Here is a 26,545-nt window from a genome sequence, read left to right as displayed (position 1 = left end):
GTGACACAGCAAGCCACTACCACCGCCGACCCCGGCGTCGTCGTCGGAGACGACGGACTCGCCCGCCCCGCGTGGGCGGCCGTCGATCCCCTGCTGCGCGACTACTACGACTCCGAATGGGGCATGCCGGTCACCGACGAACACGGCGTCTACGAACGCGTCAGCCTCGAAGGCTTCCAGGCGGGCCTGTCCTGGGCGACGATCCTGCGCAAACGACCCGCGTTCCGCCAGGCGTTCGACGACTTCGATCCGGACTCGGTCGGCGCGTACACCGAGACCGACATCGAACGGCTGATGGCCGACGCCGGCATCGTGCGCAACCGGCAGAAGATCGAGGCGGCCGTCACCAACGCCCGCGCCACCGTCAGACTGCGCGAGGACATGGGCCTGGCCGATCTGGTCTGGTCCTTCCAGCCCGAGACCACCCCCCGCCCCCGGACCTTCGCGGAGATCCCCACGAAGTCCGCCGAGTCCACCGCGCTGTCGAAGGAACTGCGACGGCGCGGCTTCGCCTTCGTCGGCCCGACCACCATGTACGCGCTCATGGAGGCGATCGGCATCATCGACACCCACCTGCTGGACTCGCACCGGCGCGGCAGCTCCGGAATCTGGGCACCGTGACCCTGCTCCGCCTCTTCCCCCAAGGCCCCACCGACCCCGGGATCGCGCTGCGGATGCTGGCCGCCCACGCGGTCCCGGGAGCCGAACAGACGGACATCCCGGGCCGCACCCACACCCGGCTCCTGTCCCATGGGGAAACGCACGTGCGGGTGACGGTGACCTTCACCGAGGACGAGGTCATCGCCGACGTGCCCGACGAGATCCCCGACCCCGGCGGCCTGGCGGCGCCGATCCGCCGCTGGCTGGACCTCGACTCCGGCACCACGCGTATCGCCGGCGCCCTCGCCGCGGACCCGCTGATCCGCCCCCTGGTCCAGCGCCGGCCCGGCCTCCGGCTCATCGGCTACCCCGACGAGTTCGAAGCGGTGACCGCCACGGTCGTCGGCCAGCAGGTCTCGCTCGCCGCCGCCCGCACCTTCATGGGCAGGCTCGCCGCCGCCTACGGGACACCGGCGGCCGGGCTGAGGACTCTTCCCGCCCCACGGGAACTCGCCGCGATCCCCGACGCGGAACTCCAGGCGGCCGTCGGCCTCACCGGCGCGCGGACCCGCACCCTCCGGGCCGTCGCCCAGGAATGGGCGGACGGATTCACGCTCGCACACCTCACCGCCGCCGAGGCCCGCCGAGCTCTGCTCGCGCTCCCCGGCATCGGCCCCTGGACCGCGGACTACCTCACCGTGCGCGCACTGCAGCACCCCGACACCTTCGCCCCCGGCGACCTCGTCGCCCGCAGGGCACTCGGATCCGTCAGTGCCGACCAGGCCCGGACCATCGCCGAGAGATGGGCGCCATGGCGCTCCTACGCGCTCATGCACCTATGGGCGGACGCCGCCTACGCAGCGCCCGAGCAGGGACGGACGCGCGCCTGAAGGCAGATCCGGATCTCACACTTCTGCGCGAGCCGACGTCTTCTCCGTGCCGGGCGGCAATCGCCCGGCGCCGCTGACCCCGGTCAGCTCAGCGTGCCCGTGGCCGTCACGCGCCCGACGGCCACGGGCATCGCCGTTATATGAGGCGTGCAGGAGGAAAAGAATGGCCGGTCGGCAAGGCATGAAGTACGACCTGACCGATTTCAACGCCGCCAACTACTGGACGGAGAGACAGCGCGCAACCGCTGCTACGTACTCCTTCCCGAACCTCTCAGAGAAAGGGCCCCGGGCGACCCAGCTCGGCAGTGCAGTCGGAGATCTTCTCCAGTCCGCCATGCTGTTCGGTAGAATCGACGTGATGCCCTTCACAATCCGCGGCGAAAGCCTCGTCGTTGTAGCGTGCCAGGGCAACGAAACGGTCGGCATCTCGGTCATCGACCCCACCGGCGACACAGCTCGCGATGTCGTGACGTGGATGGAGCCCACTCAGGAAACATGGGTGGCACACGCGCTCAAGATTGAACTCCTGCGCAACGCCCGTGCGGCCGGCATCGACCACGTGATCGTCCAAGGCGGCACAGCAACAGCAGCCATCTACGAGGCCCTCGGCTTGCACCCCATCGAAGCAGCCGCCTGACCGAAGGCGCACGCTGCACAGCCTTTTCCCGTACCCCTCTCGCCACCCGGCCTTGCCGCAGCCGGCCGTGAGAGCCGCACGGCTACCTCGCGACCGCCCTGAGGACCGATTCATTTCATGGCATCCGCAGAGCCGACGCCAATTCTCGCTGAACTCCCTGAACGGCACCACCCACCAGTACCGCACGTTCTTCAGTTCGATTCCATAAATACTCACCGCCGATCTCACATATCTAATCCTGTCAACGTCTTCGGAATGTCACCACGCCCACTGGCGGATCGGTGACAACAACAGAAAGGACAAACCCATGTCGCTCGAAAAGAACAAGGCCATCGTCGGCCGGTGGTTCACCGAGTTCTGGGGCAACCCCTTCAACCCCGACATCATCGATGAGCTCGCCGCTCCCGACATCCGGTTCGAGTACTCGCTGCACAAGCCCATGCGTGGCCGAGACGAGGTGCGCGCGTTCGCGACCAACTTCCGCACCGCGTTCCCGGACCTCAATTTCTGGGGCACCGCGGACCTCATCGCCGAGGGCGACTACGTCGTCGGGCAGTGGGAGGGCGGCGGCACGCACACGGGGCCGATCGTCTTCGACGACCTTCCCATCGGCTCCGTCCCGGCGGCATCCGGCAAGACGCTCCGCTTCACCGGCACGACGGTGCTCAAGGTCGAGGGCGGTCTCATCGTCGAGGAGCTCGGACTCGACGACGGCGTGAAGGTCCTCCAGCAGCTCGGCATCATCCCGACCGCCTGAACCTGAGCGCTGGCATCCAGCAGCGAGCCGGAGGGGCCCGCTCCGCGCGGCAGCCCCTCCGGCGGTTCCAAGATGCCAGCCAGGGCGTGAAGAACGTGATGCGGAACTCAGTCGGTGTTCACCTGCATCAGCCGCGGCGAAGGGGCCGATGCAAGAGCGACAGCTCAACCCGTCTCCACTGCACGGCTGAGAAGAAGCGCCACGCTAAAGACTGCCCTGAATGAGGGTGAGAGCTGGGGTTTACCCGACGATACGGCGGCGGCTGACCACGCACACCCTTCCTGAACGCTGTTCGGCCCAGCTCGCCGGGCGGCCGCAGCGGCACGGGAACGCTGACTTCCTATTGTGCCTGTTTCATAGGTGGTCGCTCATGAAACACCCGGCCGCCCGGCGGTCCACCTGCGGCAATCATGTTTCATGAGTTGTTGCAAATGACTGGACATCTGCAACACCCTCATGAAACAGTCTGGCGCCCACGGCCAGGACGCGGACGGTGCGGACCGCCTGGGTGCCGACCGCGTCGCTTGCCGCGGCGACGATCCGGGAGCTGATCAGGCGCAGCTGCTTGGCGTACGCGGGCGAGTCCGGGCGCAGGTCCAGCTGTCCGGTCTCCGCGTGGAAGGTGACCGCCACAACGTGCGCGGCCAGCTTCGGCGAGAGCGCGGCCGCAAACGTCCGGCCACTGGTCCAGGATGCTTCCGCCAGCGGCCGGGACGTCCCAGGCCCGGTCGGCCATCAGGAGCCCTGGAGCACCGCGGCGAACCCAGTCGGCTCCCGGCCGTCACGCCGCACTGTCGTTCCGGTCCGGCGCTTCGCCTTGCGGGTGCCGCCCTCGCCGCGGGCCTTGGCGGCCTCGCGCGCCTGGTGCAGGCCGCCCTCGAAGGCGCAACCGCCCCGCCACCACCCGCGCCGCCCAGTTGTCCGCACTGCGGCCTCCCGCAAGAGCGCTACCGCACCCTCTACGACGGTCACTGGGTACTCCTCGAACCGAGGATCCTCGTCCCCGCGCACACTGTTCCTCCGCACCGACGGTGGGTCTTCACCTCCGACGGGGCCGCGATGACCCTGTGGGACGCCGAACCGCTCCCCGAAACCCGGTGCCGCATCGCGCACCGCATGGTCTGCCCCTACCTCCCGCGCGATGACCCCTGGCCTTGGACCACCGCGCTCCGGCAGGAGAACGAACGCCGGGGGCAGCGCCTGTTCAACCTTCCCGCCGGCTGGGCCCTCCCCGACGCCGGCTGACCGCGGCCGCCCGGTACGGTGTCCACCGGCTGGGCCTGCATCACCATCGGTGATCAGCTTTTCAACCCAGCCCTCTGTACCCCGGATCAGTGCTCTGGCCCGGGGTACAGCCGTAGCGGCGGCGGCAGTCGTGGGCGGCTCGGTGTCCGTCAGAGACGGTCGGAAGAGCATGTCCAAGGCCGCCGTCGCCCGGCCGTGACCGCTCAGCCCCGATCCGGCTGCACTGCACTGTCATGACTCACGGGATCGCGTTTGTTTCTTGCGAGCGCGGTAAACAGCCTGCTTGCAGGCATTGGAGCAGTAGCGTTTGGGACGACCGCCCGTGATCAGGAAGATGTTTTCCGGCAGGAACTTACGGCCGCAGGCGCAGGTCACAGCGATGGCCTGCGCCGCTGCATCGGCCCATCTGCGCAGTTCCCGCGACCGCGCTACGAAATCGCCATCGATCTCATCGCGGAGGCTCGTCGATCTGCTGGGATGCCGCAGTCGGCTCAGGGCCTTATTCAGCAACTCCTCGGCCTGCTTCTCAGTAATGCCCAGGCGCCGGGCTGCCTCCTGCATCGAGAGTCCCCAGATCACGAGCAGGATCACGATGCCGATCTCACGCCGGTTCTGGATCGAGTTCAGCGCAAGCCCGATGCTGCTGATGTCCGCCCGCTCCGCTGTGGTGTCACGGTACGGACGCTGACGCCTCATCGGTTCACCTCCCCGGGGGCTGCGGGCGGGTTGAGTGCATGGGTGGCTGCCAGCCGGCCGGCCACGATGGTGACCGGCGGGGGCAGTACCTCGCTACCTTGCGGGAGCGCCGGCTCGGACGGCGGATTCTCCCGCGTCTTCCCCCAGGGAAAGAAGCAGGCCAGGCTGGCGACCACATCGCCGAGCCCAGCCAGAACGGCGGGAAGGTCTTCTGGACGCGACTTGTCGACCACGCGTCGCGCGATCGCCAGGACCGCTATCACCAGGATCGCGAGCACCGTAATGACGACACAGGCTGCGCTCACAAACCACCACGGGTCGAACACGAAGAACCTCCGGAAACGAAAGAAGCCCCGGCGGGGACCGGGGCTCACTCATGGGTGCGGGCACAAGAAAAGCCCCCGCTTCCCTGAGGGAAGTCGAGAGCTTCGTTGTCTGCGGGCAGACTCGTGCCGCAGTGGGAGCACTCTCGGGCATGTGGCTTCCGGTGTCAAATCTCTTGAACCTCCAGGCCATTTGACCTGCGGTACCCAGAGAAAGGTTTCGTAACACGCCCCGCGACGTCGCGATGACGACGGCCTCCGGAGAAGCCCATGAGCGCCCAGCCCAGTCGGGCACCCCGACACGCTCGGTCGACGTCAGCTCGTCGGGTTCTCTTCGGCGACCAGGTCGCGATCCGCTCGGACGAGGTCACCGGCCGCACCTGAGGCGCCAAGAGCAGGACTCCCATCGTCCGCCGGACTGGGAACCGGTTCTCCCTGAACGCAATGTCCGCGATCAGCACCCGCGGCCGGATTGGTCTTCACCGAGTCGTTCGACGCGAAGGTCATGTGCCGCTTCCTCGCCCGGCTCGTCGGGCACTTCGACCGGAAGGTCCACCTGATCGTCGACCGGCATTCGGCCCACCGCTCGAAGACCGTCCGGGCCTGGCTCGCCGGCCACAAGGACCAGATCGAGCTGCACTTCCTGCCTTCGTACTCACCCGAACTGAACCCCGACGAGCTCGTCAACGCCGACCTCAAACGCAGCCTGCACACCGACATCGACAGCGTTCGGCACTCCGGACCGCCTCGCCGGGTTCGCCGGCCTGGCCCCGGTCCCACGGGACTCCGGACGGGTCAGCGGCAACATGCGCCGTCCACGCCGCTACCACCGTGGCCTCCTCCGGGCCTTCCACCTCTCCTCCATGGCCAGCATCAGATCGTGTCCTGCGTCGAGGGCCTATTACCAGCGCAAGCGCGACGAGGGGAAGAGCCACAAGCAAGCTGTGCTCGCCCTCTCACGCCGCCGGGGCCAACGTCCTCTGGGCAATGATCCGTGACGGAGCGTTCCATCAACCAGCACCATCAGTCACACTCGCGGCTTGACATCCTCATTGGGAAGTCATTTATGGTCCGGCATCGAACGGGGCTCGAACTTGATCGGCATCTCCGCAGGCTGGCAGGTGCAGACGTGCCGGGCTGCCTTGCGGACCACGCCGAGAGCTGGTCTTCCGGAACGATCAGCCTTCGAGGCGAACCGAGCAACTCGGAGCCCGTCGTGGTGCTATGACCGGGGCGGCTCTCTGCCCCCGTGCGGCTCCTCGCCCGCCACCCGAATGAGTGAATGATCAGGAGTGTTCGCCGTCGGTGGGATCCTTGCCCCTAGCGTCACCCTCGTCTTGTTCCAACTGAAGGCAATCGAGGGGATCATGGCTAACGATCACGTCATCGTTCACGGAGAGCGCGGCTGCAAGGGCAAGGCGCAGACCTTGAAGCCCGGCGCCTACGACACGAGCGCGCTGGATGACAACGACTTCATCAGCTCGGTGACCATCCCGAAGGGGTGGACGGTGACGCTGTATGAGGACTCCAAGTTCGCCGGCCGAAGCAAGACCCTCACCGAGACGGGCGACGTCGGCGACGACTTCAACAACATCACGTCCTCTCTGACCGTCTCCAGCCCGGAGAAGGAGGCAATCGTCAAGGTCGGCGATGGCCACAAGGACGGCAGAGGCGGCACGATCACCATCGAGCAGAACGACGTGGACGTCGACGCCAAGTCCCTCCTCAAGCTGACCCAGCGGTTCCCCCCGAGGTACGAGCAGATCATGGTCCTCAACTTCACCATGACGATCGACCAACCCGCGTAGGCGTCCCAGCCTGCTCTTCGCAGCCCCGCCGGTCCTTCTGGCAGCTGCGGCGCGCTCCAGCGCAGCTTCGTCCCGCAGGCCGGGGCGTCGGGGACGACGTCCAGGCGGCCGGTATCCGCGTCGAAGCCCATGGCCTGGACGCGGTCGGCGAGGTCAGGTACGGCCGCGGTGAGGATGGCGTCGAAGGCGGCGAAGACATTTCCGCCGACGGCCGGCGACCATGCCGCGCTCGGTCATCATTCCGCCATGGAGGGTTCTGGCCCTGCGTACGGGTTGCGCGGACGGCCCCGGGGCGTCGGTCCGGTGCGGGTCTGCCCGGCGGAGTGCCCCGGTCCGTGCGTGCGGGGTGGTGCAGCCCTCAGGTGGTCGCCGTCCGGGTCTGTGCCGTCGCGGTCCGCCGCGCCGCCGGAGGCAGGGCGAACAGCGCGTGCACGGCGGCGCCGACCCGGTCTGCGACCGCCTGAGGGGTGGAGGTGTCGAGCTTGCCGTCGAGGTGCAGGAACGCCAGACCGTGGACGAGGGCCCAGACGGTGGTCGCCAGCGCCTCCGGGTCGTCGGATCCGGGGAACGCGGTGCGGACGACGCCCTGGAGGTACTCCGAGAGGACGGCGGTCGCGGCGACCCGTTCCTCACTGGTGAGGTCGCAGGGCTCGGCGAACATCACCCGGAACAGCGCGGGGTGTTCGAGCGCGAACCGCACGTAGACGAGGGCGAGCGCGGCCAAGCCGTCCGGCGTCGAGGGGGGCGGGTGGGCCTCGGCCAGCTCCCCGGCGAGTTCACGGTATCCCTGCGCGGCGACCCCGGAGACGAGCGCGTCGCGGTCGGCGAAGTGGCGGTAGGGAGCCGTGGCCGACACGCCGGCGCGGCGGGCGACGGCGCGCAGCGACAGCCCGGCGCTGCCGTCCTCCTCCAGCAGTTCCCGCGCGGCACGCAGGCAGGCCGCGCGCAGATCGCCGTGGTGGTACCCGTTGTTCTGCGGCACAGCTCACACCCTCCAATGTTTACGGCGCTTACATCGCGCCCTAATGTAAGTAGTGCACACATTGTAGGTGGCCGACACGGAAGAGAGACAACGGGATGACCAGCGAGATGTTCTCGCCACTGCACCTGCGCTCCGGGCAGGTAATGGGAAACCGAATCGCGAAAGCGGCCATGGAGGAGAACATGGCCGGGGAGGGGCAGCTTCCCGACCAGCGGCTGCTGACGCTCTACCGGCGCTGGGCCGCGGGCGGTGCCGGGCTCCTGATCACCGGCAACGTCATGGTCCACGCCGAGGCGTTGACCGGGCCCGGCGGCGTCGTACTCGACGAGCACGCTCCGATCGGACCGTTCGCCGACTGGGCCGCGGCCGGCAAGTCGGGCGGCGGCACGATCTGGATGCAGATCAACCACCCCGGTCGCCAGGTGGCATCCGGCATGCCCGGTGTGGTGTGGGGACCGTCCGATGCCGGTGTCTCCCTGGGCAGGCACAGCAGTAGGTTCGGGCGGCCCACCGCCATGACCGCGCGGCAGATCGACGAGACCGTGGGCCGGTTCGCCGTCACGGCCCGCCGCGCCGAGGAGGCGGGCTTCGACGGGGTGGAGATCCACGCCGCCCACGGGTACCTGCTCTCGCAGTTCCTTTCCCCGCTGGTCAACACGCGTACCGACCGGTGGGGCGGGTCGCTGGAGAACCGGGCCCGGATGCTGCTGGACGTCGTCCGGGCCGTACGCGCCGCCGTCTCCCCGCCCTTCGCCGTCGCGGTCAAGCTGAACTCCGCCGACTTCCAGCGCGGCGGCTTCGACGCCGACGACGCCCGGCAGGTCATCGGGATGCTCGCGCCACTCGGCGTCGACCTGGTCGAACTGTCGGGCGGCAGCTACGAGAGCCCGGCGATGACCGGCGGCTCCGCAGACACCCGGACCCGGGCCAGGGAAGCCTATTTCCTCGACCTGGCCCAGGAACTGGTCGGCACGAGCCCACTGCCGCTGATGCTCACCGGCGGCATCACCCGGCGTGCCACGGCGGAACGCGTCCTCGACAGCGGCGTGGCGGTCGTCGGCATCGGCACCGCACTCGCCGTCACCCCGGACCTGCCCGACCGGTGGCGGGACCACCGCGAGGCCGACCGGCGGATGGAACCGGTGACCTGGTCCGACAAGACACTCGCCTCGGCGGCCGGCATGGCGCGGGTCCGCTACCAGATGCGCCGCCTCGCCAGGGGCGCAGGCCCCAGGCCAGGCATCCATCCGGCCTTCACCCTGGTCTCCGAGCAGCGGAAGGAGCGGCGGGCCCTGCGCCGCTACCGCTCCTGGCTGGCCACGGCGTGGGGCGCCGCAGCCGCAGGCCAGTGACCGGCCCCGGCGACACTGCCACGGCGTGGGGCGCCGCAGCCGCAGGCCAGTGACCGGCCCCGGCGGCACTGCCACGGCCTGGCGCCGGTCGCGCCGGGAAGCCGGGCACGACATGGCCCGGTCACACCGGGCAGCCGCTTCCCGGGAAGCGCGGCCGTCTCCGCCCGTAGCCCCCGGTGGCGGGCGGCGGCGGGGAGCACCCTGCTCGGCCAGGATGTCGCGCAGGCAGGCCAGGCCTGATCGGGCCTGGTGAAAGCACCGGCCGTTGCCGGGGCAGGCTGTCCGGCATACGCGGCCCCGCGGTTGGCTCCGCGGTGTGGCGCGGGTCACCGGAACCCTTCGGCCCGGCCGGAGAGGTAGGTGATGTGAGATGTGATGAACAGGGAGATCGGGAGCGCATGCGCGCACGGATCAGGGCGGGCGACCGCGAGGCGTTCGCCGCGCTCTACGAGGAATACGCGCGGGCGGTCTACAACCACGCCTACCGGCTGTCGGGCGACTGGTCGACGGCCGAGGAGGTGTTGTCCGAGACCTTCCTGGCGGCCTGGCGTACTCGTCACGCCGTCGAGCCGGAAGGCGACTCACTGCGTCCGTGGCTGCTCGGGATCGCAACTAACAAAGCACGCAACGCCAACCGCGGTACAGGGCGGCGCCTGGCCTTCCTGGCCCGCCACCCCGCCCCGGAACCAGTGGCGGACATCGCGGATGCCACGGTCGGACGCGTCGACGACACACGGCGGCTCGCCGCGGTCCGGCGGGCACTGGGCGGACTCCGCCGCCAGGAACGCGAGGTGCTGGTCCTCTGCGTCTGGTCCGGGCTGGACTACGCCGAGGCCGCCGAGGCCCTGGGCATCCCGGTGGGCACCGTGCGGTCGCGGCTGTCCCGTGCCCGTACCCGGCTGCGCCGGCTCACCGATGGGGAACTCGACCGCACACCGGACGGGTCCGCGCGGGAAGCACGACTCGGAGAAGCGGTCCGATCCGGCCGGGAACCCCGCCCCGACCGCGGAGAGGTAGAGAGCAGGGCCGCGTTCGTGGCCCTGCCCATCCAGGAGGAAGCCCGATGAATGACCGTACCTCCGGCTCCGAGCGGGCCGAACGCGAGGAACTGGCCCGGCTGCTACCGGCCCCGGCCGAACGGGACCTGCCCCCTGGCCGTCATCTCCACCACAAGGACACCCTGATGCGTCTGATCGACCAGGACGGCGACCGCGTCACCGCCGACCCCCGCCCCCGCCCCCGCCTCCTGCGCCCTGCCGTCCTGCTGCCCGCCGCCGGGCTGGCCTTGGGAGGAATGCTGCTGACCACGCTCGCAGTGACCGGCCAGGACCGCGCTCCGGCACCGTCCGCCGCAGGCACGGGTTCCCACGCCACGGCCCCTCGTGGCGCGGCCGTGCTGCTCGACCGGATCGCCGCGGTCGCCGAGAAGAGCGGTGAACAGACGGTCACCGGACACCAGTTCGTTTACGTCAAGACACTGCAGACTGAGAACGACGGCCATTTCGGTGGCCCGGCGAAACTGACCAAACCCCGCGAGCGTGAGGTCTGGATGTCACAGAAGGCGGGACCGGTAATCGATGTCGGCCTGATCCACGAGGACGGCTCGTACTTCCCGATCAAGGTCGGGGTCCCGGACGGCCAGCCCGCCGTCGGCTACCCGGCGGGCCTCAACCGGCCGACATACACGTGGCTGGCCTCGCTGCCCACCGACCCCGACGCCTTGCTCCGGCGGCTCGCCACAGAGATCACCCGGGACCAGGACTCGCGTGACACCCCGGCCAAGGACCGGGACCAGGCCCAGGACACCTTCGACACCATCGGTGAACTCTTGCGGGAGACGGTGATGCCACCGAGGACCGCGGCCGCCCTCTACAAGGCCGCAGCGAAGATCCCCGGCGTGACCGTGGACTCCGACGCGGCGGACGCGGCCGGCCGGCACGGGATCGGCGTGGCCCGCGACAACACCCGGACCGGTGAACGCACCGCCTGGATCTTCGACTCGACCACCCTGGAGTACCTGGGCGAACGGAGCTACCTCATCAGGGACACCTCCATGGGCAAGAAGGGCACCCTGATCCACGTGTCGGCGGTCTTGGAGCGCGCGGTGGTCGACACCCTCCGCGAGGAGCCGTCGACGACGACCTGATCCCGACAGGAAGCTGCCGGGGCGTGGCTACGCGCCCCGGCACCGGCCGCAACCGCCCTCTCAGATGCCCTCTAAGCCTTGGAGTTGCACGGATCTCCGGGGGCTGGACTGGGGTCGGTCATGAACGCAAGGGGCGATCAGCACCGTTGTCGACTGGGCATGCGGGCGTGATCGCGCACTATGCGGTCACAACGCCCGGGAAGCGCAGCACCGCCAGGACGCGGCGCTGGTCGGCGTCGGCCTTGGGCAGGTCGAGCTTGGTGAAGATGCTGTTGATGTGCTTGGCGACCGCGCTCTCGCTCACCACCAGCTCGGCGGCGATGCCGGAGTTGGACCGGCCGCCCGCCATCAGCTCCAGCACCTCCCGCTCGCGCGGCGTCAGCCGGTCGAGCGGATCGCTGTGCCGGCGCACCAGCAGCTGCGCGATGGCCTGCGGGTCGAGCGCGGTGCCGCCGGCCGCCACCCGGCGTACCGCCTCTGCGAACTCCTCGACGTCGGCGACGCGTTGCTTGAGCAGATAGCCGACGCCCGAAGTGTTGGCGGCGAGCAGATCGGCCGCGTATCGCTCCTCCACGTACTGCGACAGCAGGAGCACGGCGGTACGCGGGTACTGGCGGCGGATCACCAGCGCGGCGCGCACTCCCTCATCGGTGAAGCCGGGCGGCATGCGCACGTCGACCACGGCGATGTCGGGCCGGTGCTCCTCAATGGCCGCCAGCAGCCCTTCTGCGTCGGCGACTTGCGCGCACATCTCGAAGCCGGCCGCCTCCAGCACCTTGACCACGCCGATGCGCAGCAAGAGGGAATCCTCGGCGATCACGGCGCGCACGGCAGCTCCACGGTGATGACGGTCGGGCCCCGGCGGGGCTGCGGCAGGAAAACGTGCCTCGACGGACGCGACGCGCTTGGCGAGCCCGGCGAGCCCGGTGCCGCCGGCCGCCGCGAGATCCGCGCCGCCCGCTCCGTCGTCCGCGACGACCACCAGCAGTGTCTCCCCGATCCGCTCCACGGTCACGTCCGCCCGGGTCGCCTGGGCGTGTTTGACCATGTTCGTCAGGGCTTCGGAGACCACGAAGTACGCAACGGCCTCGACCGTGGGTGAGGGGCGCTGCGGCAGGTCCACCGCCACGCGCACCGCGATCGGGAGGCGGGCGGCGACCCCGGACAGCGCGGCGTCGAGGCCGCGGTCCTCAAGGACGGCCGGATGCAGGCCGCGCACCAGGTTGTTCAGCTCGGCGATCGCCTCCTTCGCCTCGCGGTGCGCCTCGTCGATCACCTTGCGGGCGTCCTCCGGCAGGTCGCCGAGGGTCGACCTGGCCAGGCCCAGGTTGACGGCGAGTGAGACCGAGGCGCTGCTGTGCGCCGTCGTGCAGGTCGCGCTCGATCCGCCGCCGCTCGGCGTCGGCGGCGTCGAGCACGTCGGCCCGGCTCTCGGCGAGGTCGGCGACCCGGCGGGCGAGCTTCTCCGTGCGGCTGGGGCCGAGCAGGACCTCGGCCGCCCGGGTCTCCAGCCGCACCAGAGCGCCGGTCAGCCGGGGCCCGGGGAACAGCAGGGCGAGGCCGCCGACGGTGATGTACGCGGCCTGCATGGTGTACCCGAGGTCGGTGACCCATCACTGCGGGGGCAGCGCCCAGATCCGCCGCGCGGTTCCTGAAAGGCCAGTTCTTCCGGTTGCGACCCTCGGCTGGCCCGAAGGCCGACCGCCACACCGGCTGCCGAAGAAGCAGCGCGAGGCCGTGGAACCGACGCGATCCTCGGCCGCCCCGGAGAGCGACCGCCACACGGCCGCAAGATCTCCGGGACCTTCTCTTCTTCCAGGAGCTACTGGATGGTTCTCACCGCACTGAACAAACGGTCCGGCCGGTCACGCATGGCGCGGTCGAGATGCATCAGCGCACGTTTGACCGGGTCGTCCGGACGCACAGTGCTCGCCGTCCGTGGCCGGGAAGGCGCGATACTGACGATCGAGCGCCCCTCGGACTCGCTGCGCCGCGGCCCCGTGGCCAGGGGGCGCGGACGGCTTCGGGCCTGGTCGAGGACACGGGCGGCGAGAAGCTGCCGGGGTCGGCCGACGAGCGCAGCAGGAAGCACAGGTGTATGCGGTCGGAAGTATTTGTATCCCGCACCGAGTCATAGGCAGTCCTCCGCGACGTCTTCGTTCCGTCACAGGCGTATCGACCTCACGGTCCGCCCGACGGCGTCGACTGCCCCGGGCCCCTTGCCGCTCAGATGGCCAGAATGCCGCCGTCCACCGCCACATGGCTGCCAGTGGCGAATGAGGAGCGGTCGCTCAGCAGCCACAGGGCCGCTTCCGCCACCTCTTGCGGCTCGGCCATCCGCTTTTGGATCTGGCGTGCGACGAATGCCTCCTCCAAAGCCGGGTTGGCCGTCACCGCCGCGTTGATCATTTCCGTCCGGGTGGTGCCCACGATCAGGGAGTTGACCCGGATGCCGTACGCCCCGTATTCGGCAGCCGTGGCCTTCGTCAGGCCCAGGACAGCGTGCTTCGCCGCGACGTAGGGGGATGGTGCGCCGGTGGCGATGAGGCCCGCCGAACTGGCGGTGTTGACGATCGTCCCGTGGCCGGCGTCCAGCATGACGGGGATCTGACGGCGCAGGCAGTTCCATGTCCCGCGTACGTTGACATCCATAATGCGGTCGAAATCCTCTTCCGGCAGTTCGTGCGATCGGCCGAAGGTGGAGCCGGCGTAGCCAGCGTTGTTGAAGGCGCAGTCGAGGCGGCCGAAGCGTTCGATGGCCGTCGCGACGGCGCGCTCGACGTCGTCGGCCCGCGTCACGTCGCCGACGCTGCAGGCTGCTTGTCCGCCAGATGTCTCGATCTCGTGGGTGAGGTCCTTGAGCCGGTCTTCGCGGCGGGCCATGAGGACGACGGCCGCGCCTTCGGAGGCGAAGAGCCGTGCTGCGGCCTCGCCTATGCCGCTCGACGCTCCGGTGATCATCACGGTCCTGTCGGTCAGCAGGCCGGTGTTGTGCGCTGGGGGTGTCCGATCGTTCATGACGCGAGTAAACCTGAAGCGGCGGGCCGTCACACGACTTTCACCAGACGGGCGTTCGTTTGACCGGGTCGTCCTGACGCACGGTGCTTGCCGTCCTCGGTCGGCCCGAAGGTCAACCGTTATCCCCTGGCAGCACGTAGGGCGCGGCAAGAGCGGCGGCGTACTGGCGGATGCTGACACGCCGGCGCCGCGAGTGCAGGGCAGGCGGGGCCGCTCCGACACCGCGGCGCAGGAGTATCAGCACTTCATGTGCGCGCCGCATCAGTTCGGTTTCCTCGAAAGTGGCGCTGCTGTGGGCGGCGCTCTCCAGCCGGTCCAGGTGCCGCTGAAGCAGTGTGACGCCGGCTTTCTCTGCGAGAGCGGTGCGCAGATCGGCGACGAGTTGTCGCGGTTGGCCTCCTGCGCCGGTTCGGTAGCGGCAGGACGTGGTGCCGTGGTGTCCTGCGCGGCCTGCCTGCGGGACCGGGCGCCGATCGGTACCGTTTGTGTGAGCCGACGGCGGATCTCCGAGGGGGCTTCGGTGCTCAGGCCGTGCGCCGTCAACTCCACGTGGTCAGCCGTGAGATCACACCAGTCCGTGGTGCCGTCGATGCCTTGCGTGCCGATCTGCGTCCGCCGGTAGGCGCCGTCGGAGACACAGCGGACCCGGTGTACGAACCCGTGCTCGCGCAGGCTCCGGGGATCGGGCTCGACGTTCATCCCGTAGACCACACCCGTGGTGCTCTGGTCGGAGGGGGATAGTGCGATCTCGTCGAGGATGAACCGGACCGGCGGGTGGCCGGCGGGCTCGGCTGTGACCTGGGCTCCCAGCCGGATCCTTCCGCTTGGATCCTGCGGAATGAGGACGCCGCCGGTAATGTTGCGGCCGGCCATCCAATCGGCCACGGCCGCCTTGATGTAGAGGTGGTCGGCGCTGCCTGTACCAGCAGTCTTGGAGTTCTTCCTTCGGCAAGGAGAGTCCAAGGCGTCGGGATCAGCCTTGTGCGCGAAGTGACATACCTTGCCCTCGCACAGCTTTGTGATGGGCACTGTCACGTTGACTGGCCGGGTGGGATGATCTTCTGGTTGGTCGTGCCGGGGAGGGATTCGTTCGTGTCGTCCGCGTCGCCGTCGTACAAGGGCCACCGGTATCCGGTGGAGGTGATCGCGCACGCGGTATCGCTGTACTTCCGCTTCCCGCTGTCCTTCCGCGAGATCCAGGAGCTGATGCTCGAGCGCGGCGTCATCGTCTCCTACGAGACCATCCGTCGCTGGTCCGCCAAGTTCGGTCAGGCCTACGCGGACGGACTGCGCCGCCGTCGGCCACGCCCCCGGGGACAAGTGGCACCTGGACGAGGTCTTCGTGAAGATCAACGGCGAGCGGAAGTACCTGTGGCGGGCCGTCGACCAGGACGGCAGCGTGCTCGACATCCTCCTGCAGAGCCGCCGGGACAAGGCTGCGGCCAGGCGCTTCTTCCGCTGCCTGATGAAGAAGACCCGTACAGTGCCGCGGGTGGTCGTCACCGACAAGCTCCGTTCCTGAGGCGCGGCGCACCGCGAGGTCATGCCCTCGGTGGAACACCGTTCCCACAAGGGCCTGAACAACCGGGCCGAGAACAGTCATCAGCCCACCCGGCAGCGCGAACGCACCATGAAGGGATTCCGTTCCGTCGGCGGGGCCCAGCGGTTCCTGTCCGCATTCAGCGGCATCTCACCCCACTTCCGCCCTCACCGCCACCTGATGACCGCCTTCGACCACCGAGCCGAGATGACCGTCCGCTTCGCGATCCGGGAACAGATCACCGGCGCTACCGGCCGGCCCACCACCGCCTGACCACAGGCCCGTACCGCGGGCCCCACCAGGCCACGACGCACCGTCAAGCACTGCGACCCAACAACGTGACAGCACCCCCGACCGCGACCGCGTGTGTCACCCGGCGGGCCGCCGGGTGACTCACACAGGTTCCGGGGCGGCTTAGAGGCCGAGGTCCTGGGCGGCGAGTTCGGTGCCGCGCAGGCGGGCTTCGATCTTGGCGAAGGCTGTGTCCCGTGAGGTGGAGGTGTCGTCGGCGAAGGGGGCGAAGCCGGTGTCGTCGCAGGTGCCCAGCTGGTCGAGCGGGATGTGGCGGGCGGCCTCCAGGACGCGGTCGCGTACCTCCTCGGGGGTCTCGATGCGGGGGTCGATCGGGTCGGTGACGCCGACGAACATCCGGGCCCCAGAGGGCAGTTGGTCGGCGGCGGTCTTCAGGACGCGCTCGCGGTCGGGCTCGCCGGACAGGGCGAGGTAGAAGTTGCCGACCGTGAGCTGGAACAGCCTGGGCAGCAGTTCGGCGTAGTCGACGTCGAGGCTGTGGGTGGAGTCCTGGTCGGCTCCGGGGTCGGTGTGCACGCCGATGCGGGCCCGCTCATCGGCGGTGAACCGGCCCAGGACGTTGTTGTTGAGGGCGACGAAGTCGTCGAGGAGAGTGCCGGAGGGGTCGAGCTTCAACGACAGCCGGCCCTCGGTGAAGTCCAGCTGCACGCAGTGCGCGCCCGCGTCGAGGCATCCGCGGATCTCGGCCTCGGCCTCGTCGGCGAGGTCGGCGAGGAACGCCTCGCGGGAGTATCCGGCGATGCCGCCGGCCGGGTAGAGCAGGCTGAGCGCGGAGGGTGCGACCACGGCCTGCTTGACCGGGAGGGTGGTGCGGGTGCGGGCGGCACGGAGGTAGGTGTCGGCCCGCACCTGGTAGCGGAACGGTCCACCGGTCAGAACCGGCAGCTGCCGGGTGTGCCCATCGGCAAACGGAATGAAGACGCCGTCGGTCCCCAGGCCCGCCAGGCCGGTGAGGGGGTAGGTGAGCGAACTCGGCTTGCGCTGGTCGCCGTCGACCAGAACCGGGCTGCCCAGCTCCGCCAGCCGGGACAGGGTGTCCGCGACCGCGTCGTCTTGGAGGCGCGCCAACTCCTGCTCGCTCACTCGTCCTTGGGCGTGGTGGTCGTACGCCTGCACCAGTGCGCCCGGACGGGGAAGGCTGCCGATCGGCTCGGTAGGAATGCTCATGCTCGGCACCCTAGAAGTGGCTGGCATGCCCCCCGACCGGCAGTAGAGGGCACCCCTCGGGTCATTCTCCCGAATATACGGGCCGTCCGGCGGCACATCATCACGGCTCATGAACCACGAGGTTCACCCGATCGAGATGGCGTAGGAGGGCGGTGTCGCTCCCAATCGAGGCCGCCGGTGACGCGTCCGGCGCTCGCGGACAGCGGACCGCGACAAACCCTGTCCATAACTTGGGCTCGTACCACCAGCCGGGCCCCTTGGGCAGGACCGGGCTGGCATGGGCCAGTGCCACCTTGATCGGGAACTCCACAGGACCGATCCTGCGAGCCCTGCGTCCCTGGAGCGCGCCGGGCGGTCCGAACAGCCCTACCCGCTGACCAGCCCCGTCTCGGGCCTGCAGATCTGGCACGGCTCGATATCCGGCACGTTGACTGAACTAACAAGGTAGTTTTCGCAGGTCAGAGTATGTTCCTGTTAGCTTCCTTGCATGGTTGATCTACAGGATCCCGGAAGGGATCTGGAGAATCTTGTCCTGCCCGAAGCCGGTCGGTTGGCTGAGACAGACGATCCGTGGGAGCCGTACCGGTTGCTCGATCCGTCTTACGAGCTGGTGCGGCCGGTGGCGGTGTACTTCGCGGATCTCCAGGCGGCAGGCACGCCAGCAACGACAATCCGGTCGTTCGGCATGGATCTGTTGCGCTGGTACAGATTCCTTTGGGTCCTGGAAGTGGAGTGGAATCGTGCGACCCGGGCAGAGGCACGGGATTTCATGCGGTGGATGCAGATTGCGGACAAGCCGACCCGGGTCCACTGGCGCCTACGCGGTAAGGAGACGGCCGGAGTCGTCCCGGCCGCGAAGCTGGCCAGACCAGAGCCGGGGACGCCGAATCCGGTGACGGGTAAACGGACGCCTGGGAAGAAGTACGCAGCCTCCACCCGCGCGCACAGCGAGACGGTGCTGCGGATGTTCTACGACTTCCACCTCGACCAGGGCACCGGGCCGATCATCAACCCGTTCCCACTCGACCGCTCCCGCCGGGCGGGCAGGGCCAACGCCCACCACAATCCGCTGGACATCTTCGCGAAAGAGCGGAAGGGCCGCTACCGGCCCACCGTCCCGAAGCGAATACTGCGGCGGATCCCGGAAGGAAAGTTCAACGAGCTCTTCGCCGCGCTGAAATACAACCGGGACCGTGCGCTGCTGGCGTTTTGGGTGTCCACCGGCGCCCGCGCCGAGGAACTCCTCACGGCCCGACAGGCGGATGCCAACCCCGGCGAGCAACTCGCCGCCGTGGTCCGCAAGGGAAGCCGAGAGATCCAGCGGCTGCCCGCCTCGCCAGACGCCTTCGGCTGGCTGCGGCTCTATCAGGAGGAGGCCAGACGCGACGGGATACCTCGTGGGCGTCATCTGCCGCTCTGGTGGACGCTGCGGCGCCCCTGGCGACCGTTGAATTATCACGCGGCCAGAGCGATGCTCAACCGCGCCAATGGCCTTTGGGGGGCCAACTGGTCGCTCCATGACCTGCGGCACACCGCGTCCTACTGCATGGCCCGCGACCCCGAACTCCCCCTGACCGACGTCCAATGGGTCCTCGGCCATCGGCTCATCACGACCACACAGATTTATCTGCCGTCCAGTGAGGACGAGGTAATCACCAGCGTCCTCGCTCACCACGCCCGGCAGGCACGCAAACGGGAAAACCCGCAACCACAACCGGTCGCACCCGGCTACGACCCGGCCTCGCTCACCAACCTGTTCGGACGGCCCGTCTCATGACCACACCTACCAAGACGCCGGCCACCGGCTCCTCGACCGCGTCGAAAGGGACCCTGGGCCTCTACGGTTCGGCGGCGGAATCTCTCCGTGAGAAGTACCCTGAGCGCTTGGTGCCCGACACGTGGGCGGCCAGCCGCGACACTCCGGATCAGGTCTTGGCTCGCCTCGGAGGCCCTCCTTTTCGCCCCGTAAGCGACGATGTCGCATGGACCCGAGCCCGTGGGGCACGACGGGTCTTAGAGTGGCTGGAGACCTTCGCCGGTGACAGTTGGCAGCAGCGATGGGCTGCCGGTACCGCCCTCGCTGGCCCCTACGACATGCTCGGCACCATCCACGCCTGGTCTTCTCAGACCGGACGGCGCAGAGTAACAGACCACCAGGTGCACGCTGGCGTAATCGCCCTGGCCTGCGCAGACGTGATACGTCCGACTCCTCAATGGTTGCTCGCCCGGCGAGTCCATAGCCTGCGGACGAGCATGATGGCGGTCCGGGACTGTGAGGGATTCGCCCGTCTGGAAGCCGGCGTCCCGGCCGACTTGTGGGCGTCCAAGGGCGGACGCGGCGCCCAGGGCATGATCGCTGTTCTCCTCGCAGCGAAGGGTGGTGGCGTTCAGGACCTCACCTTCGGCGACCTGCTGGCCATGCGGCAGTACACCTGGGCCGCCGGGAGGCGGTCGCTCAATCTGGCCTACTCCTGGTTGAGAGCGGCTGGCGTGGTGCCGTTCGAAGCGCCGGCGACGCTACGGGACGTGGAAATCCGATCCGGGCAGGTCAGCGTCGAGCGGCTGGTCGACCGCTACCAGTTGAAATGGCGCCCCGTCCGCGACGTGATCGTGGACTACATAGCCGCGAGCGACAACCGACCCTCGATTAAGGTTCGTTGGAGGGGCTCTCACGGATGCTCGCTTCCCAATTCTGGGCCGACCTTGAGCGCCATCACCCTGGAATCGACTCCCTGGCACTGGCTCCGGAGGTCGTGGCAGCCTGGAAAGCCCGCCTTTCCACCAAGACTCGGCGCACGCGGCAACCTGACGGGACCGTCGTCGAGGTGACCAGCCAGCGCATGAGCGCCACTTACGTGCTGATGTGTGTCCGCGCGTTCTACCTCGACCTCGCGCAGTGGGCGGTCGACGAACCAGAACGTTGGGGGCCATGGGCCGTCCGATGTCCGATCACGGCGGCCGAGATTTCCACCACGAAGCTGGAAAAGCAACAAAAAGCCCGGATGGACCAGCGCACGCGAGAGCGGCTACCAGTGCTACCAGCCTTGGTCGCGGCTGCGGACCGACGGCTGAAGGAGGCCACAGTCCGCCTCAAGGCCGTCACATCCGTTCCGGCCGGTTCCCGCTTCACCGTCCTCGGACAGACCTACACCAAGGCGCGGTCGTCAACGTGGGCCGACCCAAACCGCACGACCACTGTCTATCCCGAGCAGGGAAAGCGAATTGACCTGCGGATGTCGGAGAATCGGGCGTTCTGGGCCTGGGCCGCAATCGAAGTCCTCCGCCATACCGGGATCAGGATCGAGGAGCTATTGGAACTGAGCCATCACAGCATCGTTCAGTACAAGTTGCCGACGACCGGAGAGATCGTTCCCCTTCTCCAGATCGCCCCGTCGAAGACCGACGAGGAGCGGATGCTTCTGGTGACTCCCGAACTGGCTGACGTTCTCAGCGCAATCGTCTCCCGTGTCCGGGGCAACGGCGGTGCGATCCCGCTCGTCGCGAGTTACGACCCGATGGAGAAGATCTGGAATCCGCCGATGCCGCTTCTCTTTCAGTGGAGTTCGAACGGGGAGAACCGATCTCTGTCGCCCGCCTTGGTTCGCGCGGCACTCAACCAGACCCTGGAAGGGTCCGACTTGACTGACAACACCGGGCAACCACTGAAGATCCAGCCGCACGACTTCCGCAGAATCTTTATCACCGACGCCATCCTGAACGGCCTGCCACCGCACATCGCCCAGGTCATCGCAGGTCACCGTAGTATCGCCACCACAATGGGGTACTACACGGTCTATCCGGAGAAGGTGATCGAAGGCCATCGGGCGTTCATGGCACGACGTCGCGGTCTCCGGCCGAGCGAAGAATACCGGGTGCCACCTTCAGAAGAATGGGATTCGTTCCTTGGCCACTTCGAGCGGCGCAAGCTATCACTTGGAATTTGTGGCCGAGCATTTGGGACGGATTGCATTCACGAGCACGCGTGCGTCCGGTGTTCGATGCTTCGGGTCGACCCGCGCGAGCGGCCCCGTCTGGAGGAAATCAGGGACAACCTGATCGACCGGATTGCCGAAGCCGAACGAGAGGGCTGGCTCGGTGAAGTCGACGGGCTCAGCGTCAGCCTCGCCGCCGCCGAAGGCAAGCTTACGCAACTCGAAGCTGAGCAGACGCGCTCCTCGGCAGTGGTTCCCCTCGGACTGCCGAGCTTCAGCGACATCGCCGCCCGGAGCACGGACGCACGTTAGTTCAGAGAAGGCTCCGCCAGCGCGATCAACGCGTCCTCACGATCGAGGAAGCCCATCGCCGTTTCGTACAGAGAGCAATCCCCGCGATGCAGCAGGGCCACCGACGATGACCGCTGAGGCTGGATCTTCCATCGCATCGCGGCGTACGCCCGCTCCCGGCGCCGCCGCTCCTGTTCTTCCGAGATCTCAAGCTCCCGGATCCGGCCCCGGACCTGACGCAGCTGCCACTCCAGCCACTGCTCCAGTGAGCCGATTCCAACCTGCTGGCCTCGTCCGTCAGCTGGGCGGCTCTGCAACGCGATGAAGCTCCTGGTAGGAGGGTGTCACGACCAAGATCCACCGTGCCCCACCAGGAGCTTCGCGTGCTTGTCTACCCGTCGTCGATTGACCTGTCCAGCCGCACCCTGCGCTGTCTGAGCGCTCGGCTGCATGCCCGGCGGCGGGAGATCGGGACGCGCTGGCGGCGTCTGCCCGTAGGCCGACAGGCCCTGTTGGCCTTGGCGCACCTGCCGTGCGGCGATACCTATGCCCAGCTCGCCGCCGGGTTCCGCATCGGCATCGCAACCGTCTACCGCTGCATACGCGAGGCTATCGACATTCTGGCCGCCCTCACCCCAACCCTGACCGAGGCGATGAAGACCATCCGGACCAAGGCGTTCGTGATCCTGGACGGTACCCTCCTGCCGATCGACCGGATCGCCACCGACACCCCGTACTACTCCGGGAAACACAAGCGCCACGGCATGAACGTCCAGGTTCTCACCGATCCGTTCGGGCGGCTGTTGTGGGCGTCCCCCGCCCTGCCGGGGTCCGTCCACGACCCGACCGCCGCACGGACCCATGGGATCATCGACGCGCTCGCCGCAGCCGAACTGAAGTGCTGGGCGGACAAGGCGTACCAGGGAGCCGGCCACCCCGTACGCGTCCCGTTCCGAGGCCGCCGACTCAAGCGATGGCAGCGTCGACACAACAGCACGCACGCCAAGATCCGCTGCCTCGACGAACAGGCCATGGCTACCCTCAAGGGCTGGCGCCTCCTACGGAAACTCCGCTGCAGCACCAACCGCATCACCGCGATCGTCCAAGCCGTACTTGTCCTCCATCACGCATCAACGTGAGATTGGAAAAGGCTCACTGGCCAGCACCAGTCGATGCAGTTTGATGTCGTCGGCGGCGGGGCCGAGGCAGCGCTGCCAGATTGCCGCCCGGGCTTTCGGATCAGGAGGACCGACCGGAATGACGTAGTCGAATCGGCCAGGGCGCAGAAACGCCGGATCGAGGGAACGGACGGAGTTGGTGGCGCAGATCAGCAGGCGGTCGCCCTGGTCGCGGAAACCGGGGATCAGCTTGAGCAGTTCGTTGGTGACTCCGTGGCCGGGATCGATGGCCTGACCGGACCGGACGCCGGCGATCTCCTCGACCTCGTCGATGAACAGCAGAACGGATTCAGGCACCGCCAGATCGGCGAACGTGTCCCTCAGAGAGGCGGCCAGGCCGCCGGCGGCACCCTCCGTGAGCCGGGAGGGAAAGAGTTCCACGAACGGCCAGGCCAGCCGGGAAGCGACGGCCTTGGCGAAACTGGTCTTTCCGGTACCCGGCGGGCCGAAGAGGATGACGGCTTTCGGTGGCGTCACTCCATACCGGTCGGCCAGAACGGGCTCCGCCAGCGGCAGCACGATCCGCCGCTCAATGGCTTCTTTCTCTCGTTCCATGCCCGCGAGGGCACCCCAGAGCCCCTGTGGCAGCACCCTCCCGCCGAGCTCGGCGAGCAGGCCCGCATCGCTCGCGCCGAGATGCTCGACCTTCTCGTAGAAGATCAACCCGTCGCGAGTGCGGTAGCCGGAGTTCTCCAGCGCCGTGGTTCCGGTGGTCCCTGGGGCGAGCAGCGCACCGATCCGCCGTACCCCCTGTATGCGTAGACGCCTCTCGATTTCCGCGATCAGGGCGCTCCCGATTCCGCGGTTGCGCCACATCCTCGCGAGCGCCACCAGCTTGATCCAGGCCCGCTCACCCTGGGCCTGTGCCATGGCCATGCCCACCAGGTCCTCGCCGACCACCGCAACCACTGCGGTCCCGCCGGTCCGGTCTGCGGCCATGGCCTCAGAGACGGGGAACACGGGAGGCATGTCGTCGGCCTGCCGGTCCTGATCCCATATCTGGATCACACGGTCCAGATCGTCGTCATGGAAGTCCCGCAATCGCCACGTCGGCATCATCGCCACCTTGTCGGCAGGGTCGCCACTGCCTTTCCGACGCTCTGGCTGCGGGTCGTCCGGTGGCCGTTCCGCTCCTACACATTCTCCGCGCCGACCGGATGCCCGTCGACCGGGCGGGCGATTGCCTCCTGGAGGTAGTCGTCACCAAGGTTGCGGACCACAGTTGTCTCCAGGGCAACCGGGCCCCCACAGACGTCCACGGTGAGCGGTGACCGGGGGCCGACCCTTCAGGACAGGACGGCCTCGCCTGTGCCGGACCTGGTGATGCGTGACTTCACGGCGGACATGCTCAACACCATGTGGTGCGGCGACATGGCGTTCGCCGTCGGCTCGACCGGGCGCCGATATTTGTATCCCGCACCGAGTGACAGGCGGTCCTCCGCGACATCTTCGTTCTGCCACGGGCATATCGGCCTCACGGACCGCCGAGGCATCGCCGTACGGTCACCAGTGGGAGCCGTCATGCCCTGACCAGGCGACCCTCACCCAATGACCAGCTGTTCCCCACGGCTTGTCCGACACCAGCACCCGTCGATCAACGCACAACACCCCATCACACACGCCGAATCGGCCCGGCGCGCAGCCCCCAGGGCCGGACACCGAACCGAGAACCACCCCCGGACAAGGAAGTGAGGATTCCCACTGCGGACGGGTGTCGTGTGGCGCCGAATCCTGAGCGGGCACCGCTGAGTCCGCGCGAGGAATCAGCCGGTCACAGCATCCGCACCTCGGTCTCGGGGAGCTTCGCCCACCAGTGGTGGTAGCGGCCGTAGACCTCCACCTCGCGGTCGCTGAGGAGCGCCCTCAGGGACTGGGCCTCCGCGGCAAGTCCTTCCCAGGCAGCGGGTGACAGGGAGTGGAAGGCCGTGGCCTCGACGCCGCCGTCCACCGGGCGCCACACACCAGCCTCGCTACTGTGCTTCCCGACCAGGTCCCACCAGCGATCATCGAGACCTTCCAGCGGCAGGCCGCCCTGGTCGACAGCGCGGAGCTGACGCCCTCGACCCCCGCAGCGGATCTGCCGTTCGGCCTGTCCGCGCCGTACTGGCTCGAACTGCGTGACTACGACCCGGTCGCGATCGCGGCCGGACTCGGCAAACCGATGCTCATCCTCCAAGGAGGAGGTGACTACCAGGTCACCGTCGCCGACGACCTGGTGCGATGGCGAACGGGCCTGGCCGGCCCCCCGGAAGCCGATATCCGCGTCTACGAAGCCGACAACCACCTGTTCTTCCCCGGCGCAGGACCATCCACCCCAGCCGAATACGGAACTCCGCAGCATGTCGACCCCGCGTCATCGCCCACATCGCCCATTGGCTGAGCCACGGCCAGGGATGAGCGTTCGCGCCACCTGTGAGCCGCCGGTCGGCAGCTTCCTGACGGGGTACCAGCGCACTGCCGGCCCCGCGCGCCGAGGGATGTGCCCCGCTCGCCCTCGCGACAGCGCCGACAGCCCAGGTGCCGCCGAACTCAACGCCTGCCGTCACTCGGCGCGAGCAAACTCGTGACCGCGGCGATCGCCTCTGCGGAAGGGTGGGAACAGCGTCGGACGCTCTCCGGCTTCTTGTGCTGCGACTTGGCCTTGACCATCAGCAGGCTCGTCCCTCCCCCGCCCGAGGCGGATCAGGCTGGAGCGCCTTGCGTCCGCAGAGGCCGCGTGCGGTCAGGTGAGTGTTGCCATTGAGCAGATCCTCTGCCGGCGCGCCGCGTCCGCGACGACGTGGAAGGCGTCAGGCCGCTCGCCCGAGATGAAGTCGACGTGGTACTCGTCGCCCACAGCCTGAAGAAGGACGCGTTCGGGCCCGGTTTGCGCTGCTGCCTGGCCCTGCCAGACCCTGGCTGCGACCTCACCGGGCGTCATGGTGACCGCCAGTTGGCCTGCCAGGTGATGGAGAAGGCAGCGTTCGGCGGCCTCCTCGTGAGGGAGGGCAGTGCGGAGCTCGCCCGCGGCTTGCCGGAACACGATCACTGCGTGGTGCTGGATGCCCATCCGCGAACGCGCAACGAAACTCCCCGAACAACGCCGTGCCGACCTCCATCAATTCGGCATGCGCTGGTGGACGGCCGGGCGCAGGACATGGGAGGGGCCCGGACCGATGGGAATCCAGACCCCTCTCGCGTCTCCTCGCCCGTCCGTTCCTGGGGTGCTGAGCCGGCTATGACGCTCCGTGCGCCGCGTCGCGGTGAGCGCCGAGGCACCGGCGCGCGCGTCCCGGCCGACGCGCGAGACCGGGCTTTCAACGGCGGTCGTCCTGGATGCCGTCGAAACTCTTCTGGGCCTGCTGGCGGGTCTCGTCCATACGCTGGCGCAGGCGCTCTTGCTCGCACCACCGCCGCCCGATCCCCACCGCCCGACACCCGCAACACAACACCGGCCACCCGGCGCAGTACAGCGAAGACGACAGCATCGACGACCTAGACGACCTGCCCGACGACGACTTCAGCCCCGCCTCGGCCGCCAGATTCGGGCTCTACGACGCCCACCAGGAAGCCGACAAGTGGTGAACGCTCCACACCCCGCGACGCCGAACCTCAGCAGCACACCAGTCGGCACCGGCGACAGTGCCTCGGCCGAGCCGTCCTGGCCGCTGACCACCCGGCAGGGCTGGCAG

The 26,545-nt window shown here is 68.4% G+C and carries 29 protein-coding genes and 5 pseudogenes; 19 read left to right on the top strand and 15 right to left on the bottom strand.

The features are described 5' to 3' along the window. The 4 genes from GA0115234_RS01785 (at position 1) to GA0115234_RS01770 (ending at position 2,884) form a co-directional block, all read left to right on the top strand. Positions 1–621 carry a DNA-3-methyladenine glycosylase I gene (locus GA0115234_RS01785; RefSeq protein WP_093539022.1) on the top strand — a complete coding sequence of 207 codons (621 nt, stop codon included), beginning with the start codon at positions 1–3 and terminating at the stop codon, positions 619–621. Beyond that, the gene (locus GA0115234_RS01780) at positions 618–1,490 is read left to right on the top strand and encodes a DNA-3-methyladenine glycosylase family protein (RefSeq protein WP_202553256.1); all 873 of its coding nucleotides are present in this window, start codon (positions 618–620) and stop codon (positions 1,488–1,490) included. The genes GA0115234_RS01785 and GA0115234_RS01780 overlap by 4 nt, the downstream gene beginning before the upstream one ends. A 163-nt stretch (positions 1,491–1,653) precedes the next feature. Next, a complete protein-coding gene (locus GA0115234_RS01775; protein ID WP_093539021.1) occupies positions 1,654–2,127 on the top strand; it encodes a hypothetical protein in 474 nt (157 codons plus the stop codon). Between the two features lie 307 nt (positions 2,128–2,434). Then, positions 2,435–2,884, top strand: a complete 450-nt coding sequence (locus GA0115234_RS01770) for an ester cyclase (RefSeq protein ID WP_093539020.1) — start codon at positions 2,435–2,437, stop codon at positions 2,882–2,884. Between the two features lie 408 nt (positions 2,885–3,292). On the opposite strand, the gene GA0115234_RS43105 is transcribed toward GA0115234_RS01770, so the two are convergent. Beyond that, positions 3,293–3,589, bottom strand: coding sequence for a DciA family protein (locus GA0115234_RS43105; RefSeq protein ID WP_256088547.1), 297 nt, complete (start codon positions 3,587–3,589; stop codon positions 3,293–3,295). A gap of 30 nt (positions 3,590–3,619) precedes the next feature. Further along, a complete protein-coding gene (locus GA0115234_RS43100; RefSeq protein ID WP_256088550.1) occupies positions 3,620–3,856 on the bottom strand; it encodes a hypothetical protein in 237 nt (78 codons plus the stop codon). Between GA0115234_RS43100 and GA0115234_RS01760 the strand changes: the two genes are divergently transcribed. After that, positions 3,749–4,129 (top strand): DUF6083 domain-containing protein, encoded by a 381-nt coding sequence (locus GA0115234_RS01760; protein ID WP_256088542.1) that lies wholly within the window; start codon positions 3,749–3,751, stop codon positions 4,127–4,129. The genes GA0115234_RS43100 and GA0115234_RS01760 overlap by 108 nt on opposite strands. A gap of 231 nt (positions 4,130–4,360) precedes the next feature. Here GA0115234_RS01760 and GA0115234_RS01755 read toward each other — a convergent pair whose 3' ends face one another. Together GA0115234_RS01755 and GA0115234_RS01750 are read right to left on the bottom strand one after the other, a co-directional pair. Continuing rightward, entirely contained in the window at positions 4,361–4,825 is a 465-nt protein-coding gene (locus tag GA0115234_RS01755) for a hypothetical protein (protein WP_093539019.1), read from the bottom strand. Next, on the bottom strand, positions 4,822–5,151 hold the full coding sequence (locus GA0115234_RS01750; protein ID WP_141718366.1) for a hypothetical protein: 330 nt from the start codon (positions 5,149–5,151) through the stop codon (positions 4,822–4,824). Before GA0115234_RS01750 ends, GA0115234_RS01755 begins: the two co-directional genes overlap by 4 nt. Before the next feature lie 324 nt (positions 5,152–5,475). On the opposite strand from GA0115234_RS01750, the pseudogene GA0115234_RS01745 reads away from it, so the two are divergent. The 3 genes and pseudogenes from GA0115234_RS01745 to GA0115234_RS41280 form a co-directional block, all read left to right on the top strand. Beyond that, a pseudogene (locus GA0115234_RS01745) lies at positions 5,476–5,898 on the top strand (IS630 family transposase); the annotation flags it as partial. After that, positions 5,874–6,192 (top strand): annotated as a pseudogene (locus tag GA0115234_RS01740) (transposase); the annotation flags it as partial. The pseudogenes GA0115234_RS01745 and GA0115234_RS01740, both read left to right, overlap by 25 nt. A gap of 323 nt (positions 6,193–6,515) precedes the next feature. Next, positions 6,516–6,956 (top strand): hypothetical protein, encoded by a 441-nt coding sequence (locus tag GA0115234_RS41280; protein WP_141718365.1) that lies wholly within the window; start codon positions 6,516–6,518, stop codon positions 6,954–6,956. 358 nt (positions 6,957–7,314) lie between these two features. Here the strand turns inward: GA0115234_RS41280 and GA0115234_RS01730 are convergent, their stop codons facing one another. Continuing rightward, positions 7,315–7,938: a TetR/AcrR family transcriptional regulator gene (locus tag GA0115234_RS01730; protein WP_093539017.1), complete on the bottom strand. Its 624-nt coding sequence runs from the start codon at positions 7,936–7,938 to the stop codon at positions 7,315–7,317. A gap of 95 nt (positions 7,939–8,033) precedes the next feature. Here GA0115234_RS01730 and GA0115234_RS01725 point away from each other — a divergent pair, with 95 nt between their 5' ends. The 3 genes from GA0115234_RS01725 to GA0115234_RS01715 all read left to right on the top strand — a co-directional run bounded on the left by GA0115234_RS01725 (position 8,034) and on the right by GA0115234_RS01715 (position 11,436). Continuing rightward, entirely contained in the window at positions 8,034–9,290 is a 1,257-nt protein-coding gene (locus GA0115234_RS01725) for an NADH:flavin oxidoreductase/NADH oxidase family protein (RefSeq protein WP_093539016.1), read from the top strand. 398 nt (positions 9,291–9,688) lie between these two features. Then, complete coding sequence (locus GA0115234_RS01720) at positions 9,689–10,357, top strand: RNA polymerase sigma factor (protein WP_093539015.1); 669 nt, start codon at positions 9,689–9,691, stop codon at positions 10,355–10,357. Then, on the top strand, positions 10,354–11,436 hold the full coding sequence (locus GA0115234_RS01715; RefSeq protein ID WP_093539014.1) for a CU044_5270 family protein: 1,083 nt from the start codon (positions 10,354–10,356) through the stop codon (positions 11,434–11,436). Before GA0115234_RS01720 ends, GA0115234_RS01715 begins: the two co-directional genes overlap by 4 nt. 178 nt (positions 11,437–11,614) lie before the next feature. Here GA0115234_RS01715 and GA0115234_RS01710 read toward each other — a convergent pair whose 3' ends face one another. Together GA0115234_RS01710 and GA0115234_RS44235 are read right to left on the bottom strand one after the other, a co-directional pair. Further along, the gene (locus GA0115234_RS01710) at positions 11,615–12,265 is read right to left on the bottom strand and encodes a response regulator transcription factor (RefSeq protein ID WP_093539013.1); all 651 of its coding nucleotides are present in this window, start codon (positions 12,263–12,265) and stop codon (positions 11,615–11,617) included. A 423-nt stretch (positions 12,266–12,688) separates the two neighbouring features. Beyond that, positions 12,689–12,733: pseudogene (locus GA0115234_RS44235) on the bottom strand (hypothetical protein); the annotation flags it as partial. Positions 12,734–12,764: 31 nt separating this feature from the next. On the opposite strand from GA0115234_RS44235, the gene GA0115234_RS44230 reads away from it, so the two are divergent. Next, the gene (locus GA0115234_RS44230; protein WP_343335922.1) at positions 12,765–13,091 is read left to right on the top strand and encodes a hypothetical protein; all 327 of its coding nucleotides are present in this window, start codon (positions 12,765–12,767) and stop codon (positions 13,089–13,091) included. A 571-nt stretch (positions 13,092–13,662) separates the two neighbouring features. On the opposite strand, the gene GA0115234_RS01700 is transcribed toward GA0115234_RS44230, so the two are convergent. The 3 genes from GA0115234_RS01700 to GA0115234_RS43095 all read right to left on the bottom strand — a co-directional run bounded on the left by GA0115234_RS01700 (position 13,663) and on the right by GA0115234_RS43095 (position 15,680). Then, the gene (locus GA0115234_RS01700) at positions 13,663–14,454 is read right to left on the bottom strand and encodes an SDR family NAD(P)-dependent oxidoreductase (RefSeq protein ID WP_093539012.1); all 792 of its coding nucleotides are present in this window, start codon (positions 14,452–14,454) and stop codon (positions 13,663–13,665) included. A 261-nt stretch (positions 14,455–14,715) separates the two neighbouring features. Continuing rightward, positions 14,716–15,489, bottom strand: coding sequence for a hypothetical protein (locus tag GA0115234_RS01695; protein ID WP_141718364.1), 774 nt, complete (start codon positions 15,487–15,489; stop codon positions 14,716–14,718). Then, positions 15,486–15,680 carry a hypothetical protein gene (locus tag GA0115234_RS43095; protein ID WP_237541018.1) on the bottom strand — a complete coding sequence of 65 codons (195 nt, stop codon included), beginning with the start codon at positions 15,678–15,680 and terminating at the stop codon, positions 15,486–15,488. The genes GA0115234_RS01695 and GA0115234_RS43095 overlap by 4 nt, the downstream gene beginning before the upstream one ends. Here GA0115234_RS43095 and GA0115234_RS01690 point away from each other — a divergent pair. Continuing rightward, positions 15,589–16,267 (top strand): annotated as a pseudogene (locus GA0115234_RS01690) (IS6 family transposase). The gene GA0115234_RS43095 and the pseudogene GA0115234_RS01690 sit on opposite strands and share 92 nt — an antisense overlap. Before the next feature lie 141 nt (positions 16,268–16,408). Here GA0115234_RS01690 and GA0115234_RS01685 read toward each other — a convergent pair. Then, on the bottom strand, positions 16,409–17,473 hold the full coding sequence (locus GA0115234_RS01685) for a cobalamin-independent methionine synthase II family protein (RefSeq protein ID WP_093539010.1): 1,065 nt from the start codon (positions 17,471–17,473) through the stop codon (positions 16,409–16,411). A gap of 487 nt (positions 17,474–17,960) precedes the next feature. Between GA0115234_RS01685 and GA0115234_RS01680 the strand changes: the two genes are divergently transcribed. The 3 genes from GA0115234_RS01680 (at position 17,961) to GA0115234_RS43085 (ending at position 21,717) form a co-directional block, all read left to right on the top strand. After that, the gene (locus GA0115234_RS01680) at positions 17,961–19,250 is read left to right on the top strand and encodes a tyrosine-type recombinase/integrase (protein ID WP_093539009.1); all 1,290 of its coding nucleotides are present in this window, start codon (positions 17,961–17,963) and stop codon (positions 19,248–19,250) included. Positions 19,251–19,726: 476 nt separating this feature from the next. Continuing rightward, complete coding sequence (locus GA0115234_RS43090; protein WP_237541006.1) at positions 19,727–20,302, top strand: hypothetical protein; 576 nt, start codon at positions 19,727–19,729, stop codon at positions 20,300–20,302. Beyond that, positions 20,299–21,717: a site-specific integrase gene (locus GA0115234_RS43085; RefSeq protein ID WP_256088538.1), complete on the top strand. Its 1,419-nt coding sequence runs from the start codon at positions 20,299–20,301 to the stop codon at positions 21,715–21,717. Before GA0115234_RS43090 ends, GA0115234_RS43085 begins: the two co-directional genes overlap by 4 nt. On the opposite strand, the gene GA0115234_RS01670 is transcribed toward GA0115234_RS43085, so the two are convergent. Next, positions 21,714–22,013, bottom strand: a complete 300-nt coding sequence (locus tag GA0115234_RS01670; RefSeq protein ID WP_237541005.1) for a DUF6233 domain-containing protein — start codon at positions 22,011–22,013, stop codon at positions 21,714–21,716. The two genes, GA0115234_RS43085 and GA0115234_RS01670, sit on opposite strands and share 4 nt — an antisense overlap. A 66-nt stretch (positions 22,014–22,079) precedes the next feature. Between GA0115234_RS01670 and GA0115234_RS01665 the strand changes: the two genes are divergently transcribed. Next, the gene (locus GA0115234_RS01665; protein ID WP_093539008.1) at positions 22,080–22,835 is read left to right on the top strand and encodes a transposase family protein; all 756 of its coding nucleotides are present in this window, start codon (positions 22,080–22,082) and stop codon (positions 22,833–22,835) included. Here the strand turns inward: GA0115234_RS01665 and GA0115234_RS01660 are convergent. After that, the gene (locus GA0115234_RS01660; protein ID WP_202553255.1) at positions 22,827–23,933 is read right to left on the bottom strand and encodes an ATP-binding protein; all 1,107 of its coding nucleotides are present in this window, start codon (positions 23,931–23,933) and stop codon (positions 22,827–22,829) included. The genes GA0115234_RS01665 and GA0115234_RS01660 overlap by 9 nt on opposite strands. Before the next feature lie 712 nt (positions 23,934–24,645). Beyond that, positions 24,646–24,840, bottom strand: a pseudogene (locus GA0115234_RS01650) (winged helix DNA-binding domain-containing protein); the annotation flags it as partial. Positions 24,841–24,849: 9 nt separating this feature from the next. On the opposite strand from GA0115234_RS01650, the gene GA0115234_RS01645 reads away from it, so the two are divergent. Then, entirely contained in the window at positions 24,850–25,254 is a 405-nt protein-coding gene (locus GA0115234_RS01645) for a hypothetical protein (RefSeq protein ID WP_176729040.1), read from the top strand. Between the two features lie 342 nt (positions 25,255–25,596). On the opposite strand, the gene GA0115234_RS01640 is transcribed toward GA0115234_RS01645, so the two are convergent. After that, on the bottom strand, positions 25,597–25,923 hold the full coding sequence (locus GA0115234_RS01640) for a hypothetical protein (RefSeq protein WP_093539006.1): 327 nt from the start codon (positions 25,921–25,923) through the stop codon (positions 25,597–25,599). 266 nt (positions 25,924–26,189) lie between these two features. Here GA0115234_RS01640 and GA0115234_RS01635 point away from each other — a divergent pair, with 266 nt between their 5' ends. Further along, complete coding sequence (locus GA0115234_RS01635) at positions 26,190–26,438, top strand: hypothetical protein (RefSeq protein WP_093539005.1); 249 nt, start codon at positions 26,190–26,192, stop codon at positions 26,436–26,438. Positions 26,439–26,545 lie beyond the last annotated feature (107 nt).

This window comes from Streptomyces sp. DvalAA-43 (genome assembly GCF_900091725.1).
Taxonomy (GTDB): domain Bacteria; phylum Actinomycetota; class Actinomycetes; order Streptomycetales; family Streptomycetaceae; genus Streptomyces; species Streptomyces pulveraceus.
This window is presented reverse-complemented; position numbering and strand designations above follow the sequence as displayed.

What these genes read in the sequence shown, in the direction of transcription:
- GA0115234_RS01775 (WP_093539021.1), top strand. Translation starts at nt 1,654, where the DNA reads ATGGCCGGTCGGCAAGGCATGAAGTACGACCTGACCGATTTCAACGCC.
- GA0115234_RS01770 (WP_093539020.1), top strand. Translation starts at nt 2,435, where the DNA reads ATGTCGCTCGAAAAGAACAAGGCCATCGTCGGCCGGTGGTTCACCGAG.
- GA0115234_RS01755 (WP_093539019.1), bottom strand. Translation starts at nt 4,825, where the DNA reads ATGAGGCGTCAGCGTCCGTACCGTGACACCACAGCGGAGCGGGCGGAC.
- GA0115234_RS41280 (WP_141718365.1), top strand. Translation starts at nt 6,516, where the DNA reads ATGGCTAACGATCACGTCATCGTTCACGGAGAGCGCGGCTGCAAGGGC.
- GA0115234_RS01725 (WP_093539016.1), top strand. Translation starts at nt 8,034, where the DNA reads ATGACCAGCGAGATGTTCTCGCCACTGCACCTGCGCTCCGGGCAGGTA.
- GA0115234_RS01720 (WP_093539015.1), top strand. Translation starts at nt 9,689, where the DNA reads ATGCGCGCACGGATCAGGGCGGGCGACCGCGAGGCGTTCGCCGCGCTC.
- GA0115234_RS01715 (WP_093539014.1), top strand. Translation starts at nt 10,354, where the DNA reads ATGAATGACCGTACCTCCGGCTCCGAGCGGGCCGAACGCGAGGAACTG.
- GA0115234_RS01700 (WP_093539012.1), bottom strand. Translation starts at nt 14,454, where the DNA reads ATGAACGATCGGACACCCCCAGCGCACAACACCGGCCTGCTGACCGAC.
- GA0115234_RS43095 (WP_237541018.1), bottom strand. Translation starts at nt 15,680, where the DNA reads ATGACGCCGCGCTCGAGCATCAGCTCCTGGATCTCGCGGAAGGACAGC.
- GA0115234_RS01685 (WP_093539010.1), bottom strand. Translation starts at nt 17,473, where the DNA reads ATGAGCATTCCTACCGAGCCGATCGGCAGCCTTCCCCGTCCGGGCGCA.
- GA0115234_RS01680 (WP_093539009.1), top strand. Translation starts at nt 17,961, where the DNA reads ATGGTTGATCTACAGGATCCCGGAAGGGATCTGGAGAATCTTGTCCTG.
- GA0115234_RS43090 (WP_237541006.1), top strand. Translation starts at nt 19,727, where the DNA reads ATGATGGCGGTCCGGGACTGTGAGGGATTCGCCCGTCTGGAAGCCGGC.
- GA0115234_RS01660 (WP_202553255.1), bottom strand. Translation starts at nt 23,933, where the DNA reads ATGATGCCGACGTGGCGATTGCGGGACTTCCATGACGACGATCTGGAC.
- GA0115234_RS01640 (WP_093539006.1), bottom strand. Translation starts at nt 25,923, where the DNA reads ATGGGCATCCAGCACCACGCAGTGATCGTGTTCCGGCAAGCCGCGGGC.
- GA0115234_RS01635 (WP_093539005.1), top strand. Translation starts at nt 26,190, where the DNA reads ATGCCGTCGAAACTCTTCTGGGCCTGCTGGCGGGTCTCGTCCATACGC.